The 18,966-nt window shown below is 73.3% G+C and carries 15 protein-coding genes; 8 read left to right on the forward strand and 7 right to left on the reverse strand.

The features are described 5' to 3' along the window. Positions 1-31 precede the first annotated feature (31 nt). Complete coding sequence (locus Ae505Ps2_RS13200) at positions 32-2,002, reverse strand: ATP-dependent DNA helicase (RefSeq protein ID WP_249265384.1); 1,971 nt, start codon at positions 2,000-2,002, stop codon at positions 32-34. Positions 2,003-2,270: 268 nt separating this feature from the next. On the opposite strand from Ae505Ps2_RS13200, the gene Ae505Ps2_RS13205 reads away from it, so the two are divergent. Next, complete coding sequence (locus Ae505Ps2_RS13205; RefSeq protein ID WP_020625605.1) at positions 2,271-3,161, forward strand: thioesterase family protein; 891 nt, start codon at positions 2,271-2,273, stop codon at positions 3,159-3,161. A 752-nt stretch (positions 3,162-3,913) separates the two neighbouring features. Here the strand turns inward: Ae505Ps2_RS13205 and Ae505Ps2_RS13210 are convergent. The 6 genes from Ae505Ps2_RS13210 to Ae505Ps2_RS13235 all read right to left on the reverse strand — a co-directional run bounded on the left by Ae505Ps2_RS13210 (position 3,914) and on the right by Ae505Ps2_RS13235 (position 10,609). Further along, complete coding sequence (locus Ae505Ps2_RS13210; protein WP_075553662.1) at positions 3,914-4,552, reverse strand: MBL fold metallo-hydrolase; 639 nt, start codon at positions 4,550-4,552, stop codon at positions 3,914-3,916. Next, positions 4,552-5,640, reverse strand: a complete 1,089-nt coding sequence (locus Ae505Ps2_RS13215; protein WP_075333058.1) for an S-(hydroxymethyl)mycothiol dehydrogenase — start codon at positions 5,638-5,640, stop codon at positions 4,552-4,554. Before Ae505Ps2_RS13215 ends, Ae505Ps2_RS13210 begins: the two co-directional genes overlap by 1 nt. Positions 5,641-5,669: 29 nt before the next feature. After that, positions 5,670-6,341: a GntR family transcriptional regulator gene (locus Ae505Ps2_RS13220; protein ID WP_075307945.1), complete on the reverse strand. Its 672-nt coding sequence runs from the start codon at positions 6,339-6,341 to the stop codon at positions 5,670-5,672. Continuing rightward, positions 6,338-7,684 (reverse strand): Mur ligase family protein, encoded by a 1,347-nt coding sequence (locus tag Ae505Ps2_RS13225; protein ID WP_075307943.1) that lies wholly within the window; start codon positions 7,682-7,684, stop codon positions 6,338-6,340. Before Ae505Ps2_RS13225 ends, Ae505Ps2_RS13220 begins: the two co-directional genes overlap by 4 nt. 3 nt (positions 7,685-7,687) lie before the next feature. Next, positions 7,688-9,061, reverse strand: coding sequence for an L-serine ammonia-lyase (locus tag Ae505Ps2_RS13230; RefSeq protein ID WP_075307941.1), 1,374 nt, complete (start codon positions 9,059-9,061; stop codon positions 7,688-7,690). 108 nt (positions 9,062-9,169) lie between these two features. Beyond that, complete coding sequence (locus tag Ae505Ps2_RS13235) at positions 9,170-10,609, reverse strand: MFS transporter (protein ID WP_075307939.1); 1,440 nt, start codon at positions 10,607-10,609, stop codon at positions 9,170-9,172. 323 nt (positions 10,610-10,932) lie between these two features. Between Ae505Ps2_RS13235 and Ae505Ps2_RS13240 the strand changes: the two genes are divergently transcribed. The 7 genes from Ae505Ps2_RS13240 to Ae505Ps2_RS13270 all read left to right on the forward strand — a co-directional run bounded on the left by Ae505Ps2_RS13240 (position 10,933) and on the right by Ae505Ps2_RS13270 (position 18,934). Next, positions 10,933-11,286 (forward strand): bifunctional 3-phenylpropionate/cinnamic acid dioxygenase ferredoxin subunit, encoded by a 354-nt coding sequence (locus tag Ae505Ps2_RS13240; RefSeq protein ID WP_075553663.1) that lies wholly within the window; start codon positions 10,933-10,935, stop codon positions 11,284-11,286. Further along, a complete protein-coding gene (locus Ae505Ps2_RS13245) occupies positions 11,286-12,455 on the forward strand; it encodes an FAD-dependent oxidoreductase (protein WP_075307937.1) in 1,170 nt (389 codons plus the stop codon). Before Ae505Ps2_RS13240 ends, Ae505Ps2_RS13245 begins: the two co-directional genes overlap by 1 nt. 171 nt (positions 12,456-12,626) lie before the next feature. After that, positions 12,627-13,931: a serine hydroxymethyltransferase gene (gene glyA, locus Ae505Ps2_RS13250; RefSeq protein ID WP_075307935.1), complete on the forward strand. Its 1,305-nt coding sequence runs from the start codon at positions 12,627-12,629 to the stop codon at positions 13,929-13,931. Further along, positions 13,928-15,199 carry a sarcosine oxidase subunit beta family protein gene (locus Ae505Ps2_RS13255; protein ID WP_075307933.1) on the forward strand — a complete coding sequence of 424 codons (1,272 nt, stop codon included), beginning with the start codon at positions 13,928-13,930 and terminating at the stop codon, positions 15,197-15,199. The genes glyA and Ae505Ps2_RS13255 overlap by 4 nt, the downstream gene beginning before the upstream one ends. A gap of 9 nt (positions 15,200-15,208) precedes the next feature. Next, positions 15,209-15,499 (forward strand): sarcosine oxidase subunit delta, encoded by a 291-nt coding sequence (locus tag Ae505Ps2_RS13260; protein ID WP_020627387.1) that lies wholly within the window; start codon positions 15,209-15,211, stop codon positions 15,497-15,499. Further along, on the forward strand, positions 15,496-18,291 hold the full coding sequence (locus tag Ae505Ps2_RS13265; RefSeq protein WP_075307931.1) for a 2Fe-2S iron-sulfur cluster-binding protein: 2,796 nt from the start codon (positions 15,496-15,498) through the stop codon (positions 18,289-18,291). The genes Ae505Ps2_RS13260 and Ae505Ps2_RS13265 overlap by 4 nt, the downstream gene beginning before the upstream one ends. Then, entirely contained in the window at positions 18,281-18,934 is a 654-nt protein-coding gene (locus Ae505Ps2_RS13270; RefSeq protein ID WP_084786266.1) for a sarcosine oxidase subunit gamma family protein, read from the forward strand. Before Ae505Ps2_RS13265 ends, Ae505Ps2_RS13270 begins: the two co-directional genes overlap by 11 nt. Positions 18,935-18,966: the final 32 nt, after the last annotated feature.

Below are 18,966 nucleotides of genomic sequence, written 5' to 3' on the forward strand. Positions count from 1 at the left end.
GGGAGGAGGGTCGTCCGCCGTATGGAGCCGGTCACGAGGACCCGCGCAGCCGGCGCAGCGCGCCGTGCACTTTCTCGCGGTCGCTGGTCTCCCAGAACGGGGGCAGGCTCGCCCGCAGGAACCCGCCGTAGCGCGCGGTCGCGATCCGCGGGTCCAGGATGGCGACGACGCCGCGGTCGTCGGTGGCGCGCAGCAGCCGCCCGGCGCCCTGGGCGAGCAGCAGCGCCGCGTGCGTCGCCGACACCGACAGGAAGCCGTTGCCGCCCCGGGCGTCGGTGGCCTTCTGCCGGGCCGCGACCAGCGGGTCGTCCGGGCGGGGGAACGGGATGCGGTCGATGATCACGCAGGACAGCGACGGGCCGGGCACGTCGACGCCCTGCCACAGCGACAGCGTGCCGAACAGCGAGGTCTCCGGGTCTTCGGCGAACCGTTTGACCAGCAGCATCGTGGAGTCGTCGCCCTGGCACAGCAGGGGCGTGTCGAGCTTTCCGCGCAGGGCCTCGGTGGCCTGCTTCGCCGCGCGGATGGAGGAGAACAGACCCAGCGTGCGGCCCCCGGCGGCGCGCACGAGTCCCTCGATCTCCTCGAGGGTCTCCGGCGCCAGCCCGTCGCGGCCCGGGTTGGGCAGCCGGCGCGCCAGGTAGAGGATCCCGGACTTGGCGTGCGCGAACGGCGAACCGACGTCGAGGCCCTGCCAGCGCGGCGCCTCCGGGTCCTGGACGGGGCCGTGCCCCTCGTCGACGCTCGACGGCGGGGTGGAGCCGGCCTCCTTGGGCTGCGCGGCGGGCAGGCCCCACTGCCGGGCCAGCGCGTCGAACGACCCGCCCAGGGCCAGCGTCGCGGAGGTCAACACGGTGGTACGGGTGTTGAACAGCCGCTCGCGCAGCAGCCCGCCCACCGACAGCGGTGCGACCCGCAGCACCTTGTGCCGGGACCCGTCCGGCCCCTGTTCGCCCAGCCAGACGACGTCACGGCGCTTGGCCGCGTCGGTCTCCTTGAACGTCTCGAGCAGCCGCGCGGCGGTGTCGACGACCTCGTCGAGCACGGCCTGGGCGAGCTTGCGGGCGGCCGCGCCCTCCGGGTCGGAGTCGTCACTGCGCTTGTTCGCGCCCATCGCCTGCCGGCAGCCCGCCCCGGCCGACAGGATGGCGTTCAGCGCGCCCGCGGCGGCGGTGGACAGCGACTCCCAGCGCCCGGGGGGCATGTCCTCCAGCACCGCCGCCAGGCCCTCACCGGCCTCCGCGAGCCGGTCCGCGGTGTCCTGGTCGACGAGCTTGCCGCAGCGCCGGGCCGCGGTCGCGACCGTGCCCGCGGTGAGCTCGGCGGTCGCCGCGCCGGTCACCCGGTCCACCAGCTCGTGCGCCTCGTCGACGATCACGACGTCGTGCTCGGGCAGCACCTGCGCCTCGCCCATCGCGTCGATCGCGAGCAGCGCGTGGTTGGTGACGACGATGTCCGCCCGACCCGCCTCGGCCTTCGCCTTCTCCGCGAAGCAGTCCTCACCGACCGGGCAGCGGCTCGCGCCCAGGCACTCCCGCGCCGTCACCGACACCTGCCGCCACGCGGAGTCCGGGACGCCGGGGACCAGCTCGTCGCGGTCCCCGGTCTCGGTGTCCGAGGACCACTCGTGCAGCCGCTTCACCTGCCGCCCGAGCGCCGAGATGGCGAACGCGTCGAACAGCTGGTCCGCCTCGTCGGCGGTGTCTCCCATGTCCCCGTGCAGCTTGTTCATGCACAGGTAGTTGCGCCGCCCCTTGAGGATGGCGAACGTGGGCTCGCGACCCAGCACCTGCTTCAGGCTCTTCGCGACGCGCGGCAGGTCCCGGTCCACGAGCTGGCGTTGGAGCGCGATCGTCGCCGTCGAGACCACGACCGTGGTGTCACGGGCGATCGCGTGCCGGATGGCGGGCAAGAGGTAGGCCAGCGACTTCCCGGTGCCGGTGCCCGCCTGCACGGCCAGGTGCTCCCCGGACGACAGCGAGCGGCGCACCGCGTCGGCCATCCGGTCCTGACCCTCGCGGCGCGCACCGCCGACCGAGGTGACGGCCACCTCGAGCAGCTCGTGCACACCGGGCAGGTCCTGGGTACGCACGGGGGCCGTCGAGGGGGGAGGCACGTTCGGCAGGTTACCGAGCACCTCCGACAGGCCCGGCCGTGACCGGGCCGCCCGGCACCCGGGACCGCGCACCCGGTGTATCCGGACAGCTCACCAGGTGTGATATCCGACGGCCGGTTGCCGGTGAGCGGCGACACAGCGTCACGATGGAGGGGTGACAGCAACCATCACCACGCCGACCGTGCCCGAGCCCGGGATGTTCCCGGTGCTGATCGAGCACGAGGCCCGGTACGCCGACCTCGACCCGAGCCGCCGGATCGGCCGCGACGCCCTGGTGCGCTGGTTCGAGGACGCCCGCGTCGCCGTCGAGCGCGACACCTTCGGCGCCGACCTCGTCGCCCGCCTGCAGTCCCGCGTACGACTGCTGCTCGCCGCCATCCGAGTGGACGTGCTGGCCCCGCTGCGGGTCGCCGGCTCCTACCGGATCGGCGTCGGCGTCAGCCACATCGGCACCACGTCGTTCTCCTACCGCTACGCGGTCTTCGCCGGCGACGAGTGCGTCGCCACCGGTGAGTCCACCTCGGTGCACACCGACGGCACCGCCCCGGCCCCGCTGACCGACGAGGTCCGCGGCGCCCTGACGACGCTGCGCATCGACGCCCCGGCCCCGAGCCGTCCCGACCGCGGTGAGGCCCGCGCGGTCCGTGAGAACTACCCGTTCCGCTGGGACGTGCGGACCCGCTTCACCGACCTGGACACCAACCGCCACGTCAACAACGTCGCGCTGGCGGCCTGGTACCTCGACGGCCTCGCCGAGCTGCACTCCGACGTGCTCGGGTACCCGGCGGGCGGCCCGCTCGACGGGCTGTCCCCGTCGTCGCTGTCGGTGCAGTACCTCGAGGAGGTCCACTACCCGGGCATCTACCAGCTCCGCGTCGCGGTCACCGACATCGGCGAGGACACCGTCCGCTACGTCTGCGGCCTGTTCGACGAGCGCCGGCTGATCGGTCTCGCCGAGGCCGAGGGCTTCCACCACGCCCCGGGCGAGGACGGCGACCCGGTCGAGCTGGCCGAGAAGCTCGCCCCGTTCCGCTTCCGGGGCTGAACCGCCGGGGGCCGTGCCCCGTCACGGCCCCCGACCCTCGCCCTCGGCCGCCCCTCGTTCCGCCGACCCTCGTTCGGCGCCGCCCCCCGTTACGCGCTGCCCGCCGCCCCGCGCTGTCCTCGTTCCGCGCTGTCTGCTCGACCGGTCGCCGAGATGCAGCTCAGCGGGGTCCGTGGCTCACGCGAGCCCGCTGAGCTGCATCTCGGCGCAGGTGCTCCCTGCGACGTGCAGGCCCGGGCCGTCCGCGCGCCCGCCCCGGCTGTGCCGGCCTGTCCCCGCTCTCCGGCCGCGTGCGCGCGCCCTCCGGCGGCACGTCCGGCCGTGAACCCCGGCCGTGAACCCCGGCCGCGGTCCTCGGCTGCGGTGCTCGGGTGCGCTGGGGCGGGTCCGTCCGGTCGCGCCGTACGGCGTGCTCAGCTCATGCGTGGTGCTTCCCGTTGCCCGGGTACCCGGCCGCTGTCACGACCCGTTTCGGCGCTGTGGGCGGCCCGGCGGCCGTACCGCTGTGCGCGGCGCAGCCGGCGCGATCGTCGCAGTTCGTGGGCGACCAGCCGATGTTCGTGGAGTACCCGGCCGGCCGCTTCGCCCGGCGGGTCCCCGTCGGGCCTGCTCCCATGCCGGTGGTCGGTCGCCGAGATGCAGCTCAGGGGGAGTCGTGGCTCGTCCGAGCCCGCTGAGCTGCATCTCGGTGTAGGAACCGCTGCGGCCCGGCCCCTGGGTGTGAGGGGCCGGGCCGCAGCGGGGGTGTCGGGTCAGGATCGGTTGCGGATCCATTCGTCGAGGTGGGGTGCTTCGTCGCCGATGGTGGTGGGGTCTCCGTGTCCGGTGCGGACGCGGGTGTCGGCGGGGAGGGTGAGCAGGGTGGTGCGGATGGACTCGATGATGGTGTCGAAGTTGGAGTAGGAGCGTCCGGTGGCGCCGGGTCCGCCCTGGAACAGGGTGTCGCCGGTGAAGACGATGCCGAGTTCGGGTGCGTAGAGGCAGGACGAGCCGGGGGAGTGGCCGGGGGTCTGCAGCACCCGTAGGTCGATCCCGCCCGCGGTCAGGGTCTGCCCGTCGGCGAGTTCCTGGTCGGGTGTGCGGTCGGGCCAGGTCATGTCCCACAGGACGTGTTCGGCGGGGTTGAGCAGGATCGGTGCGTCGAAGCGGTCGGCGAGGGTGGGTGCTTGGTTGATGTGGTCGTCGTGGGCGTGGGTGCACACGATGGCCTTCACGGTGCGGTCGCCGACGGCGTGGGTGATGGCGTCGGCGTCGTGGGCGGCGTCGATGACGAGGACTTCGTGGTCGTCGCCGATGATCCAGACGTTGTTGTCGACGTCGAAGGATCCGCCGTCGAGGTTGAAGGTGCCGGAGGTGACGACGTGGTCGATGGGGGAGTCGGTCGGGGCCATCAGAGGATCACGACCGATCGGAGGACGTCGCCGGCGTGCATTTTGTCGAAGGCGGTTTCGATGTCGTCGATGCTGATGGTTTCGGTGACGAATTTGTCGAGGGGGAGGCGGCCTTGGAGGTAGAGGTCGATGTAGGTGGGGAAGTCGCGTGAGGGTAGGCAGTCGCCGTACCAGGAGGATTTGAGGGCGCCGCCGCGGCCGAAGTAGTCGATGAGCGGGATCTGGGGGGCGTGCAGGTCGGGGGTGGGGACGCCGACGAGGACGACGGTGCCGGCGAGGTCGCGGGCGTAGAAGGCCTGTTTGTAGGTTTCGGGTCGTCCGACGGCGTCGATGACGACGTCGGCGCCGTTGCCGTCGGTGACAGACTGGATGAACTCGACCGGGTCCTGTTCGGTGGCGTTGACGGTGTGGGTGGCGCCGAACTCTTCGGCCCACTTGAGTTTCCGCGGGTCGGTGTCGACGGCGATGATGGTGGTGGCGCCGGCGAGTGTGGCGCCGGCGATGGCGGCGTCGCCGACGCCGCCGCAGCCGATGACGGCGATGGAGTCTCCGCGCCCGACGCCGCCGGTGTTGATGGCGGCGCCGAGGCCGGCCATGACGCCGCAGCCGAGGAGGCCGGCGGCTTTCGGGTCTGCGTCGGGGTTGACCTTGGTGCATTGTCCGGAGTGGACGAGGGTCTTCTCGATGAAGGCGCCGATGCCGAGGGCGGGGGACAGTTCGGTGCCGTCTTCGAGGGTCATCTTCTGTGTCGCGTTGTGGGTGTCGAAGCAGTACTGGGGCTTGCCCTTGTTGCAGGCGCGGCACTGTCCGCAGACCGCGCGCCAGTTGAGGACGACGTAGTCGCCGGGGGCGATGTCGGTGACGCCGTCGCCGACGGTTTCGACGATGCCGGCGGCTTCGTGGCCGAGGAGGAAGGGGAACTCGTCGTTGATGCCGCCGAGTTTGTAGTGCAGGTCGGTGTGGCAGACCCCGCAGGCCTGGATCTTCACCACGGCCTCACCGGGGCCGGGATCGGGGACGATGATCGTCTCGACCGAGACCGGCTTGCCCTTCTCGAGGGCGACGACGCCCTGGACACGCTGCGGCACAGTGGGTTCCTTTCCGTAGGGGAGCGGGTTCAGAGGACCGCGCGGACGGCGGTCTCGAAGCCGAGGACGTGCTCGCGGCTGACGGCCTCGGCGCGGTCGGCGTCGCCGTCGGCGATCGCCTCCAGCAGCGCGATGTGCTCGTGCACGTGGTGGCCGACCTGGTCCATGCGGTCGACGAACAGGCAGTGGATCCGGGTGGCCAGGTGGTAGTAGCGGGTGAGCGTGTCCTCCAGGTACGGGTTCCCGGCGGCCCGGTAGACCGACCGGTGCACCGTCACGTCCCACCGCATGAGCTCGATCCGGCTCATCCGCGGCGCCTCGAGCGCGGCGACCCGCCCGGCCAGCTCACGCAGCTCCTCGCGCCGCCACGCCGGGGCGACGGCGGCGGCCCGCCGGGCAGCGGTCGGCTCCAGCACCGTCCGCACCTCGCCGACGTCGCGCAGGTCGGAGATGTCGACGGCGGTCGCGAACGTCCCGCGTCGCGGATAGGACACGACGAGCCGCTCGGTCTCCAGCCGCTTGAGCGCCTCGCGCACCGGGGTGCGGCCCAGGCCGAGCCGGGTCGAGAGGGCCTCGTCGTCGATCGGGGCCAGCGGCGGGATCTCCAGCATGATCAGCTGGTCCCGGATGGCCACGTAGGCCCGGTCGGCCAGCGACCGCGGGCTGTCGAAGTCCACGAACACGTCCTCGGTGATCGTCATGCCGGCTGCCCCTCGGGGACGGCCGCGCGGTCCAGCCGCGACGCGACCGCGCCGGGCAGCCGGAACGACCCGGTCACCACCACGGGGTCGCCCCCGCCGGTGGCCAGCGCGTGGTCGACGGCGTCGGCCGGGTCCGCGACGGCGACGGCCGACATCCCGGCCGCCGTCGCCGCCGCGGCGACCTCGGACGGGCTCCAGTGCCGCGACGGGTGGTCCCCGCCCGGCAGCCCGGTCGCGACGACCCGCGCCCCGGTCCCGGCGACCGCCCGGACGGCCTCGCCCAGGTCCTTGTCCCTGGCCAGCGCCAGCACCCAGGTCACCGGGGCGCCCGGGTGGGTCTCGGCCACCGTGGTGGCCAGCGCGGACAGCTTCAGTGCGTCGTGCGCACCGTCGAGCACCACCGGGGTCCCGGCGACGGTGCGCCGCTCGAACCGCCCCGGCAGCGAGGTCAGCGCCAGCCCCTGACGGACGGCGAGCGGGTCGAGCCGCCAGCCGTCGCGCCGGGCCAGCACCGACACCGCGTGCAGGGCCAGCACCGCGTTCCCGGCCTGGTGCCTGCCGTGCAGGCCCAGCGGAACGTCCGACCAGCCGGCCAGGTCCACGGTGGTGCCGCCCGGACCGATCCGGGCCAGCGCGGCCGCGGCGGCGACGTCCACGACGTCGACCAGGGTGTCGCGGCGCGCCGCCTCCCTGGCCACAGCCGCGTCGGTCTCGGGGCCGCCACGGGCCAGCACCGCGCGGCCGCCGACCGGCAGGATCCCGGCCTTCTGCGTGGCGATCTCGCCGAGCGTGCTGCCGAGCATGTCGACGTGGTCCAGGCCGATCGCGGTGAGCACGGCCAGCTTGTCCGTGCGGGCGACGACGTTCGTCGGGTCCAGCCGGCCCCCGATTCCGGTCTCGACGACGGCGTAGTCGGCCCGCCCGGCGACGGCGGCGAACCCGAGTGCGGTCACCACCTCGAAGAACGAGCAGCGCTCACCCCGGCGCGCCTCGACCGCGGCCACCGAACCCGCGACGGCGGCGAGCCGGTCGTCGAGCACGTCCGCGCGGACCGGGAGGTCACCGAGGCGGAACCGCTCGCGGATGCCGTAGACGTGCGGCGAGGCCTGCACCCCGACCCGGAACCCGTGCCGGGTCAGCAGCGACGCGACGAACGCGCACACCGACCCCTTGCCCGCCGTCCCCGCGACGTGCACGGTCCGCACGGCCTCCTGCGGGTCACCCAGCCCGGCCAGCACCTCGCGGGTGCGCTCCCGGGGCGCGTCGGGCGCGGTGCCGTTGCGGCGCCCGGTCGCCGGCCGCGACAGCAGGAACCGCTCCAGGTCGTCCTGATCGGAGAACACGGCTCAGCACTCGACGATGTTCAGTGCGAGACCACCGCGGGCGGTCTCCTTGTACTTGTCCTTCATGTCCGCACCCGTCTCCCGCATCGTCTTGATGGCCTTGTCCAGCGAGACGTGGTGCATCCCGTCGCCGTGCGCCGACATCCGCGCCGCGGTGATGGCCTTGATCGAGGCGACCGCGTTCCGTTCGATGCACGGGATCTGCACCAGCCCGCCGACCGGGTCGCAGGTCAGACCCAGGTTGTGCTCGATGCCGATCTCGGCGGCATTCTCGACCTGCTCGGGTGTGGCGCCCATGATCTCCGCGAGCCCGGCGGCCGCCATCGCGCAGGCCGACCCGACCTCGCCCTGGCAGCCGACCTCGGCGCCGGAGATCGAGGCGTTCTCCTTGAACAGCAGCCCGACGGCTCCCGCGGTGAGCAGGAACCGGACGACGGAGTCGTCGTCGAAGCCGGGCAGGAACCGCTCCGCGTAGTGCAGCACGGCCGGGACGATCCCGGCGGCGCCGTTGGTGGGGGCGGTGACGACCCGCCCGCCCGCCGCGTTCTCCTCGTTCACGGCGAGGGCGTAGAGGGTCACCCACTCCATAGCGTGCAGCGCGTCCGGCTCGCCGGTCGCCGCCTCCAGCCGCTCGCGCAGCGCCATCGCCCGGCGCCGGACCCTGAGCCCGCCGGGCAGCGTGCCGCCGGTGCGGGCGCCGCGCTCGACGCACTCCTGCATCACCGACCAGATGTGCAGCAGCTCGCTGCGCACCACGTCCTCGGTGCGCCGGGACAACTCGTTGGCCAGCATGATGTCGGAGATCGACAGGCCGTGGGTGCGGGTGAGGCCGAGCAGCTCGTCGCCGGTGGTGAAGGGGTACGCGACCGGGGTCGCGTCCGCCACCAGGACGGGGCGGCCCGCCTCGTCGGAGTCGAGGACGAAGCCGCCGCCGACCGAGTAGTACTCGCGCTTGTCGAGGACGGCGCCGTCGGCGTCGAAGGCCTGCAAGAGCATGCCGTTGGAGTGGAAGTCGAGCCGACGGCGCCGGTGCAGGACGACGTCGTCGTCGGCGGCGAAGACGATCTCGTGCTCGCCGCCGAGGCGGATCCGGCCCTCGGCGCGCACCCGCTCGACCATCGGGTCGGCGGCGACCGGATCGACCAGGTGCGGCTCGTGCCCGGCCAGGCCCAGCACGACCGCCTTCACGCTGCCGTGGCCGTGCCCGGTCGCGCCGAGCGAACCGAAGAGCTCCACCCGCACCGACGCCGTCCGGGTCAGGTCGCCCGAGGCCCGCAGCCGCCCGACGAAGCGGGACGCGGCCCGCATCGGCCCCACGGTGTGCGAGCTGGACGGGCCGATGCCGACCTTGAACATGTCGAACACGGAGATGCTCACGGTCGCTCCGATCCACGCCGGGCTCTGGTCATGCCGACGATGTTAGACTGATATATCAATCGTGCCAAGAGGGGGCGCGGGTCGGCCCGCACCGGTGCCGCGGGCGGGTCAGTGCGTGTGATCGTAGGGCTGCTCGAGCGGGATGCCGTCGGCCGACATCGGCGGCGGGGGCAGGTCCGCGCTGGAGGTCAGCGGTGCCGCGCCGGCCAGCGGTCGGCCCGCGGACTCGGGCAGGAACACCACGGCGACGACGCCGACCAGACCCGCGGCGACGAGGAAGTACCCCGGCCAGTCGAGGTTGCCGGTGGCGGTCACGGCGGTCTCGATCAGCGTCGGTGCGGTGCCCGCGAACAGCGACACCGACAGGTTGAACACCACGCCCAGGCCGCCGTAGCGGACCATGGTCGGGAACTGCGCGGGCAGTGTCGAGGGCAGCACCGCGGCGAAGCCGACCAGGACCACGGCCAGCAGCAGCAGCCCGACGAACTGGCCGACCATGCCGTCGCGCATCAGCCAGACCGCGGGCAGTCCGACGGCCACGAGGGTCAGGCTCGTGACCATCAGGACCGGTTTGCGGCCGATCCGGTCACTGAGCCTGCCCACCCCGGTGATCACGCACAGCATGAGCAGCATGACCGCGACGAGCATGGCGCCGGTGGCGGCCCCGGAGGCGCCGTGCTGGCCGTGCCGGGGGAGCGTCCCGGTCAGGTAGGTGGGCATGTAGTTGGTCAGGACGTAGTTGGTGACGTTCCAGGCGACGGCCAGCGCCGCGGTCACCAGGGCCGGCACCCGGTAGCGGCGGACCAGGATCTGCATCGCCCGCCGGTAGGGCATCGTCGCGAGCGCGGGGGAGCGTTCCATCAGCTGTCGGAACGCCGGGGTGTCCTCCAGGCGCATCCGCAGGTAGATGCCGGCTATCCCGAGGGGGAGGGCGAGCAGGAACGGGATCCGCCAGCCCCAGTCGAGCAGGTCCTGCTCGGGCAGCACCGCGACGAGCGCGCCGCAGACACCCGCGCCGAGCATGTAGCCGGTGATCGTGCCGAACTCCAGCCAGCTGCCGAAGAACCCGCGACGGCGGTCGGGCGCGTACTCCGCGACCAGGGTCAGCGCACCGGTGTACTCCCCGCCCGCGGAGAAGCCCTGCAGCATCCGGATGAGCAGCACCAGCAGCGGCGCGGCGACCCCTGCCGTCTCGTAGGAGGGCACGAGGCCCAGTGCGAGCGTCGCGACGGTCATCAACAGGACCGTGAACGCGAGCACCCGGGTGCGGCCGATCCGGTCCCCGAGCGGGCCGAACACGAACCCGCCGAGCGGCCGGACGACGAACGCGGCAGCGAACGTCGCCAGCGTCAGCGTCAGTGACCATTCGCCGGCCTCCGGGTAGAAGACCCGGTTCAGCACCACCGCGGAGAGGAAGGAGAAGAGGCCGAAGTCGTACCACTCGGCGATGTTGCCGACCGATGCCGCCGCAGCCGCCCGGCGGACAGTGCGCTCCTCCTCGACCGCGACCGGACCGCGACGTCGGGGCCTGCGCGGTCCCTCGGTCATGGTCCCCCCTCGGATCGATCGGCCGCGTCGCGGCAGCCACGCCGACGTGGCGATGCAGTATCGCCACACCATCATTCTCACGGCCATGGTGTCACGTGTCCACGAGTGATATATCTTTCGTCGACGGGCGGCCCGGAATGTGCCGGTGCCGGTTTCCGGGCCCTTTCGGTCACTGGGGACAGCCGCTCACTTTTCCACGTCGTGACGCCGATGCCCCTCGCGGCCGGTCGAGAAAATCCCTCGTTGACGGCTGCGACCTGCGGCCTCACCATACGGTTGCGCATGGCATGGCGAGTTTCGCGATAGGCAACAGTGGAGGAACCATGATCTTCGTGGGCGAGCTGTCCGACATCCCCGTCGGGGAGTCCGTTCGTGTCCAGGGGACGGTGCCCATCGCCGTCTTCAACGTCGACGGCGATCTGTACGCGATCGACGACACGTGCACCCACCAGGACGCCTCGCTGTCCGACGGATGGCTCGAGGACTGTGCGGTGGAGTGCCCGCTGCACGCGGCCTGCTTCGACCTGCGGACCGGGATGCCGAGCGGCCCGCCCGCGAAGACACCCGTCCGCACGCACCGGGTGGTGGTCGCCGACGGCGTGGTCCACGTCGTCGAGTCCGTCCCCGCCTCCGGCGTCGCGACCGGCGCCCGTCCGGGCGTACAGGCCGGAACCTGATGCGCGACGTCACGGTCGTCGGTGCCTCGCTCGCCGGTCTTGCGACCGTGCGCGCCCTGCGCGCCCAGGGGTTCACCGGGACGATCACGGTCGTCGGGGACGAGAAGCACCTGCCCTACGACCGCCCTCCGCTGTCCAAGGAGTTCCTCGCCGGGAGCTCCGACGAGGACGCCATCGCCCTGACCGAGGACGACGACGCCGCGCTCGGCGTCGACTGGCGCCTCGGTCGCACCGCACTCGCCCTCGACGGTCCGACCCGGACCGTCACCCTCGACGACGGCTCGACCCTCTCGGCCGACGCCGTCGTCCTCGCCACGGGCGCCCGCGCCCGGAACCTGCCGGGCGAGCTGCCCGGCGGGGTGCACACCCTGCGCACCCTCGACGACGCCCGCGCGCTGCGCGCCGACCTCGTCCCCGGCCGGCGTCTGGTGGTGATCGGCGCCGGGTTCGTCGGGGCCGAGGTCGCCTCGACCGCACACGGCCTCGGTCTGGAGGTCACGATCGTCGAGGCCGCGCCGGTGCCGCTGCAGCGGGCTCTCGGGCCCGAGATGGGCGCCGCCTGCGGCCGCCTGCACGCCGCCGCCGGGGTGCCGCTGCTCCTCGGGGCGGGTGTGGCCCGGCTCGTCGGTTCGCCCCGGGTCACCGGGGTCGAGCTCACCGACGGCCGGGAGCTGCCCGCCGACGTCGTCGTGGTCGGGATCGGCGCGCTGCCCAACGTCGAATGGCTCGAAGGCTCCGGCGTCGAGCTCGACGACGGCGTGGTCACCGACGCCGAGGGCCGCACCAACCTGCCCGGGATCGTGGCGGTGGGGGACTGCGCCAGCGCGCACCGCGCCTACACCGGCAACCGGCTGCGCCTGGAGCACTGGACCAACGCCCTGCAGCAGCCCGCCGTCGCGGCCGCGGCGTTGCTCGGCGCCGAGCACTCGCTGCCCGCGCACCACGCGGTGCCCTACTTCTGGTCCGACCAGTACGGGCACAACATCCAGTTCGCCGGCCACCGGGACGCCGACGGCACGGTCCGGATCGACGACGGCGACCCCGAGGGCGACGGCGGCTTCCTCGCGGTGTTCCTCGACGCCGAGGGCGAGGCCGTCGGCGTGCTCGGCGTCGACCGTCCCCGGCCCTTCGGGCGGATGCGCCGGGAGCTGGCGAAACGGATCCGCTGACCCGGCTCGTCACCTGCGGCGCAGGTCCTCGTGGGGACCTGCGCCGCAGGCGTGTCCCGGCCCGGTCGCACGGGCCACGATCAGCCTCTTGACCTGCCGGGACCGCCCGTGCGACGCTGAACGCAGACAGTTGATATATCAGTCCGCTGGAGAAGATATCTGGAGGTGCCCATGACGACGTTCGCCGTGGATCGGGGTCCGTCGAACGGTGCGGCGGGGGTCCTCGACGGGACGCTGCGCGACGTGGACCCGGAGGTGCACGCGGCCGTCGCCGCCGAGCTGGGTCGCCAGCGCGGCACCCTGGAGATGATCGCCAGCGAGAACTTCGCGCCGCTGGCCGTGATGCAGGCGCAGGGCTCGGTGCTCACCAACAAGTACGCCGAGGGCTACCCCGGCCGCCGCTACTACGGCGGGTGCGAGCACGTCGACGTCGTCGAGCAGCTCGCCATCGACCGCGTGAAGGCGCTGTTCGGCGCCGACTACGCCAACGTCCAGCCGCACTCCGGTGCCCAGGCCAACGCCGCCGCCATGGCCGCGCTGCTCGACCCGGGCGACACCATCCTGGGTCTCGACCTGGCACACGGCGGGCACCTCACCCACGGGATGCGGCTCAACTTCTCCGGCCGGCTCTACGACGTCGCCGCCTACCACGTCCGCGCCGAGGACCACCGGGTCGACATGGCCGAGGTCGAGCGCCTGGCCCACGAACGCCGCCCCAAGCTGATCGTCGCCGGGTGGTCGGCCTACCCGCGGCAGCTCGACTTCGCCGAGTTCCGGCGGATCGCCGACGCGGTCGGTGCCCGCCTGATGGTCGACATGGCGCACTTCGCCGGTCTCGTCGCGGCCGGGCTGCACCCGTCGCCGGTGCCCCACGCCGACATCGTCACCAGCACCACGCACAAGACCCTCGGCGGCCCGCGCGGCGGCATCATCCTGGCCCGGGCCGAGCTCGCGAAGAAGCTCAACTCGCAGGTCTTCCCCGGCCAGCAGGGCGGCCCGCTGGAGCACGTGATCGCGGCCAAGGCCGTCGCGTTCAAGCTGGCCGGTGAGCCCGCGTTCGCCGAGCGCCAGCAGCGCACCCTGGAAGGTGCCCGGATCGTCGCCGAGCGGCTGGTCCAGGAGCCCGGCGTCGGCGTGGTCTCCGGCGGCACCGACGTCCACCTGGTCCTGGTCGACCTGCGCGACTCCGAGCTCGACGGCAAGCAGGCCGAGGACCGGCTGCACCGGGTCGGCATCACCGTCAACCGCAACGCGGTCCCGTTCGACCCGCGCCCGCCGATGGTGAGCTCCGGGGTCCGGATCGGCACCCCCGCACTGGCCGCCCGCGGCTTCGGCGCCGAGGACTTCACCGAGGTCGCCGACGTCATCGCCCGCGCGCTGCGCCCCGCCGCGGGCGACGCCGAGCTCGACGAGCTGGCCGCCCGCGTCACCGTCCTCGCCGACCGCCACCCCCTCTACCCGGAGCTGACGGCATGAGCACCGAGCACACCGGCACCGAGAACGCGCCCCCCGGGGCCCACCTGCCCGAGCACCCCGACGCCCTGTGGCGCAACCCCGAGCCGAAGCGCTCCTACGACGTGGTCATCGTCGGCGGCGGCGGGCATGGCCTGGCCACCGCCCACTACCTGGTCAAGAACCACGGCATCACCAACGTCGCGGTGCTGGAGAAGGGGTGGCTGGCCGGCGGCAACATGGCCCGCAACACCACCCTCATCCGCTCGAACTACCTGTGGGACGAGTCGGCCTTCATCTACGAGCACGCCCTGAAGCTGTGGGAGGGGCTGGAGGAGGACCTCGGCTACCCGATCCTGTTCTCCCAGCGCGGCGTGCTGAACCTCGCCCACACCGAGCAGGACGTGCGCGACTCGGTCCGCCGGGTCGAGGCGAACAAGCTCAACGGGATCGACGCCGAGTACCTCGGCCCCGACGACGTCGCGAAGATCTGCCCGATCGTCAACGTCTCGCACGACATCCGCTACCCGGTGCTCGGCGCGACCTACCAGCCCCGTGCCGGCATCGCCAAGCACGACTACGTGGCCTGGGGCTTCGCCCGCCGCGCCGACGAGGCCGGGGTGGATCTCATCCAGGACTGCGAGGTGCTGGACTTCGTGACCGAGGGCTCCGTCGAGGACGGCACGGCCCGGGTCACCGGGATCCGGACCAGCCGGGGCGACATCGCCTGCGGGCAGGTCGCGCTCTGCGCGGCCGGGCACACCTCGACCCTGCTCGACCGGCTCGGCGTCGACACCCCGCTGCAGTCGCACCCGCTGCAGGCGCTGGTGTCCGAGCTGCTGGAGCCGGTGCACCCGACGATCGTCATGTCGAACGCGGTGCACGTCTACGTCTCCCAGGCGCACAAGGGCGAGCTCGTGATGGGCGCCGGCGTCGACTCCTACAACGGCTACGGCCAGCGCGGCGCCTTCCACATCATCGAGCGCCAGATGGCCGCCGCGGTCGAGCTGTTCCCGGTGTTCGCCCGGGCGCACCTGCTGCGCAGCTGGGCGGGCATCGTCGACGTCACCCCGGACGCGTCGCCGATCGTGGGCCGCACGCCGTACACGAACGTGCTGGTCAACTCCGGCTGGGGGACCGGTGGGTTCAAGGTGACCCCCGGGCTGGGCTGGTGCCTGGCCCACACCATCGCCACCGACGAGCTGCACCCGCACATCGCCCCGTTCGCCCTCGACCGGTTCGTCACCGGCGCGCTCGTCGACGAGCACGGCGCCGCCGGCGTCGCCCACTAGGAGCCCGACGTGCAACTCATCGACTGCCCCTGGTGCGGCCCCCGCGAGGAGGTCGAGTTCCACTACGGCGGACAGGCCCACGTCGCGTACCCGGCCGCACCGGCCGAGCTCGACGACGAGCAGTGGGCGCACTACGTGTTCTTCCGGGACAACCCGAAGGGCCCGTTCGCCGAGCGCTGGAGCCACTCCGCGGGCTGCCGCCGCTGGTTCAACGCCGTCCGCGACACCCACACCTACCGGTTCCTCGCCGTCTACCCGATGGGCGAGGCCCGGCCGCAGATCCCGGGGACCCGCACATGACCCGCATCGACGGGTACGGGCGCATCGACCGCACCCGTACACTGACCTTCGTCTTCGACGGCACCACCTACACCGGTCACCCGGGCGACACGCTCGCCTCGGCACTGCTCGCGCACGGCGTCACCGTGCTCGGCGGCTCGGTCAAGCTCGGCCGCCCCCGCGGCATCGGCGGGGCCTGGACCGAGGACCCGGTCGGCCTCGTGCAGATCGAGGAGCCGTTCCCCGAGCCGATGCTGCAGGCCGCCACCGTCGAGCTGTACGACGGCCTGGTCGCCCGCGGGCTGAACGGGCAGGGCCGGCTGGCGACCGTGCCCGACACCGCGCGGTACGACCGCCGCCACGCCCACTGCGACACCCTGGTGGTCGGCGCCGGCCCGGCCGGGCTGCTCGCCGCGCGCACCGCGGCCCGTCGCGGCGACCGCGTGGTGCTCGTCGACGACCGTCTGGAGGCCGGCGGCTCGCTCGTCCCGACCGACCGGATCGACGGCCGCGCCGCGCACCGCTGGGTCGCCGACGTCGTCGCCGAGCTGGCCGAGAACCCCGAGGTGCGCCACCTGCAGCGCACCACCGCCTTCGGCCACTACGACGACGGGTTCGTCCTGGCCCTGGAGCGGCGCACGAGCATCGGCGCCGACCACCTCGGCACAGCCCCGGCGCACCGGTCCCGCCAGCGGGTGCACCGCATCCGCGCCGGGAAGGTCGTCGTCGCGGCCGGCGCGATCGAGCGCCCCGTGGTGTTCGCCGACAACGACCGGCCGGGCGTCATGCTCGCCTCCGCGGCGCGCGAGTACCTGCACCGCTACGGCGTGCTCGCCGGCCGCGAGGTCGTCGTGTTCACCACCGACGACGCCGCCTACCTGGCCGCCGCCGACCTGGCCGGTGCCGGCGCCCGGGTGACCCTCGTCGACGCCCGCTCCGAACTGCCCGCCGAGCGCGCGCGGGAGTGCACCGAGGCCGGGGTGGCCCTGCGCGCCGGGGCCACCGTCGTCGGCTCCGACGGCGACGACGCGGGCCGGGTGTCCGCCGCGCACGTCGCGACCGGCGACGGCACCGAGGTGCTGGCGTGCGACCTGCTGCTGGTCTCCGGCGGCTGGACGCCGACCGCGCACCTGTTCAGCCACGTCCGCGGCCAGCTCGTCTACGACGCGGGCCTGGGCGCCTTCCGTCCCGGCGCCGCGGTCGCGGGCACCGAGGTGATCGGCGCCGCCAACGGCACCCTCGACCTGGCCGGCTGCCTGTACGACGGCGCGGGCGGCGACGCCCCGAGCTCGGCACCCGAGCCGGCGCGCACCCCCGGCCTGGTGCTGTGGCGCACCGCGGGCGACTCCACGCGCCAGTTCGTCGACATCGCGCGCGACGCGACGGTGGCCGACATCGAGCGGGCCGTCGGCGCCGGGCTGCGCTCGGTGGAGCACGTGAAGCGCTACACCACCATCGGCACCGCCCACGACCAGGGGAAGACCTCCGGCACCATCGCCTCCGGGATCACCGCGGAGCTGCTGGGCCGCCCGGCGGGCGACCTCGGGACCACCACGTTCCGCCCGCCCTACACCCCGGTGTCGTTCGCCGCGCTCGCCGGCCGCGAGCGCGGGGACCTGTTCGACCCGGTCCGCACCACCGCGGTGCACCCGTGGCACGTCGCCCACGGCGCGGTGTTCGAGGACGTCGGCCAGTGGAAGCGACCGCGCCACTACCCGCTGGCCGGGGAGGACATGGACGCCGCCGTGCTGCGCGAGTGCGCCGCGGCCCGCCGCGACGTCGCGATCATGGACGGCTCCACGCTGGGCAAGATCGACGTCCAGGGACCGGACGCGGGGCAGTTCCTCGACCTCGTCTACACCAACCTGATGAGCAGCCTGAAGGTCGGCCGCGTCCGCTACGGCGTCATGTGCGGCAACGACGGCATGGTCACCGACGACGGCACCGTGCTGCGCATCGCCGAGGACCGCTTCCTGCTCACCACGACCACCGGCGGCGCGGCCTCGGTGCTGGACCACCTCGAGGACTGGCGCCAGACCGAGGTGCCGCACCTGAAGGTGAACCTCACGTCGGTCACCGAGCACTGGGCGGTGTTCCCGGTCGTCGGGCCTCGCTCGCGCGACGTGATCTCCGCCGTGTTCCCCGGTGTCGACGCCTCCGCCGCGGCGTTCGAGTTCATGACCTGGCGCGACACCGAGCTCGACGGCGTCGGGGTCCGGCTGGCCCGGATCTCCTTCTCCGGCGAGCTGGCCTTCGAGGTCAACGTCGACGCCCGGTACGGCCTGGCCGTCTGGGAGCGGCTGATCGCGGCCGGCGAGCCGTACGGGATCACCCCCTACGGCACGGAGACGATGCACGTCCTGCGCGCCGAGAAGGGCTACCCGATCATCGGGCAGGACACCGACGGCACCGTCTCCCCACACGACCTGGGGATGAGCTGGGCGGTGTCGAAGAAGAAGGTCGACTTCGTCGGCAAGCGCTCCTTCGCCCGCGCCTCCAACACCGACCCGATGCGCAAGCACCTGGTCGGGCTGCTCCCGACCGACCGCGGCACCCGGCTGCCGGAGGGCGCGCAGATCGTCGAGTTCTCACCCGACGGCACCCTGCCCCCGCCGCCGGTCCCGATGCTCGGCCACGTCACCTCCAGCTACCTGTCCGCGGAGCTGGAGCGGCCGTTCGCCCTGGCCCTGCTCAAGGGCGGCCGCGACCGCATCGGCGACGTCGTGCACGTCCCGCACCAGGGGGCGCTGGTCCCGGTCGAGATCACCGGACCCGTCCTCGTCGACCCGGAAGGAGCCCGCCGTGACGGCTGAGTCGATCCCGCTGCCCACGACCCACCCGCTCGACGCCCACATCCCGGCGCTGGCCGCCCTGTCCCGCGACACCGGGGGCGATCTCACGGTCGAGGTGCTCCCGGTCGCGCAGTCGGTGACGCTGCGGCTCGACCCGTCCGCACCGGCCCGTGCCGGTGTCGACGCCGCGCTCGGGGTCCCGCTGCCGGTCCGGCCCAACACCTGGGTCGACACCGGTGACGGCGAGGTCGTCTGGCTCGGCCCCGACGAGTGGCTGGTCACCAGCCACACCGGGAACCGGGGCGTCGGCGAGGCTGCGCTGCGCGCACTCGTCGCCGGTGACACCGGCGTCGGGGGCGCCGCGACCGACACCTCCGCCCAGCGCGTCGTCCTGCGGATCGGCGGCCGGCTCGCCCGCGAGCTGCTGTCCTTCGGCTGCGCGCTCGACCTGCACCCGCGCTCGTTCCCGGCCGGGAGCAGCGCCCAGACGCTGCTCGGCCGGGCCGCCGTGCTCCTGCTGGCCCGCGACGACCGGTCCGACGCCGACGGGGGAGCGGTGTTCGACCTGCACGTGCGCAGCTCGTTCGCCGGCTACCTCGCGGACTGGCTGCTCGACGCCGCCCTCGAGTTCGGCGGCTCCGACGTCCCGTCCCTCGCCCGCTGACCCGCCCGACGACCACGCACAAGGAGACCACC

The sequence above is a fragment of the Pseudonocardia sp. Ae505_Ps2 genome (assembly GCF_001932425.1).
Classification (GTDB): Bacteria; Actinomycetota; Actinomycetes; order Mycobacteriales; family Pseudonocardiaceae; genus Pseudonocardia.

What these genes read in the sequence shown, in the direction of transcription:
- Ae505Ps2_RS13265 (WP_075307931.1), top strand. Translation starts at nt 15,496, where the DNA reads ATGACCCGCATCGACGGGTACGGGCGCATCGACCGCACCCGTACACTG.
- glyA (WP_075307935.1), top strand. Translation starts at nt 12,627, where the DNA reads ATGACGACGTTCGCCGTGGATCGGGGTCCGTCGAACGGTGCGGCGGGG.
- Ae505Ps2_RS13220 (WP_075307945.1), bottom strand. Translation starts at nt 6,341, where the DNA reads ATGACGATCACCGAGGACGTGTTCGTGGACTTCGACAGCCCGCGGTCG.
- Ae505Ps2_RS13255 (WP_075307933.1), top strand. Translation starts at nt 13,928, where the DNA reads ATGAGCACCGAGCACACCGGCACCGAGAACGCGCCCCCCGGGGCCCAC.
- Ae505Ps2_RS13245 (WP_075307937.1), top strand. Translation starts at nt 11,286, where the DNA reads ATGCGCGACGTCACGGTCGTCGGTGCCTCGCTCGCCGGTCTTGCGACC.
- Ae505Ps2_RS13235 (WP_075307939.1), bottom strand. Translation starts at nt 10,609, where the DNA reads ATGACCGAGGGACCGCGCAGGCCCCGACGTCGCGGTCCGGTCGCGGTC.
- Ae505Ps2_RS13240 (WP_075553663.1), top strand. Translation starts at nt 10,933, where the DNA reads ATGATCTTCGTGGGCGAGCTGTCCGACATCCCCGTCGGGGAGTCCGTT.
- Ae505Ps2_RS13210 (WP_075553662.1), bottom strand. Translation starts at nt 4,552, where the DNA reads ATGGCCCCGACCGACTCCCCCATCGACCACGTCGTCACCTCCGGCACC.
- Ae505Ps2_RS13200 (WP_249265384.1), bottom strand. Translation starts at nt 2,002, where the DNA reads ATGGCCGACGCGGTGCGCCGCTCGCTGTCGTCCGGGGAGCACCTGGCC.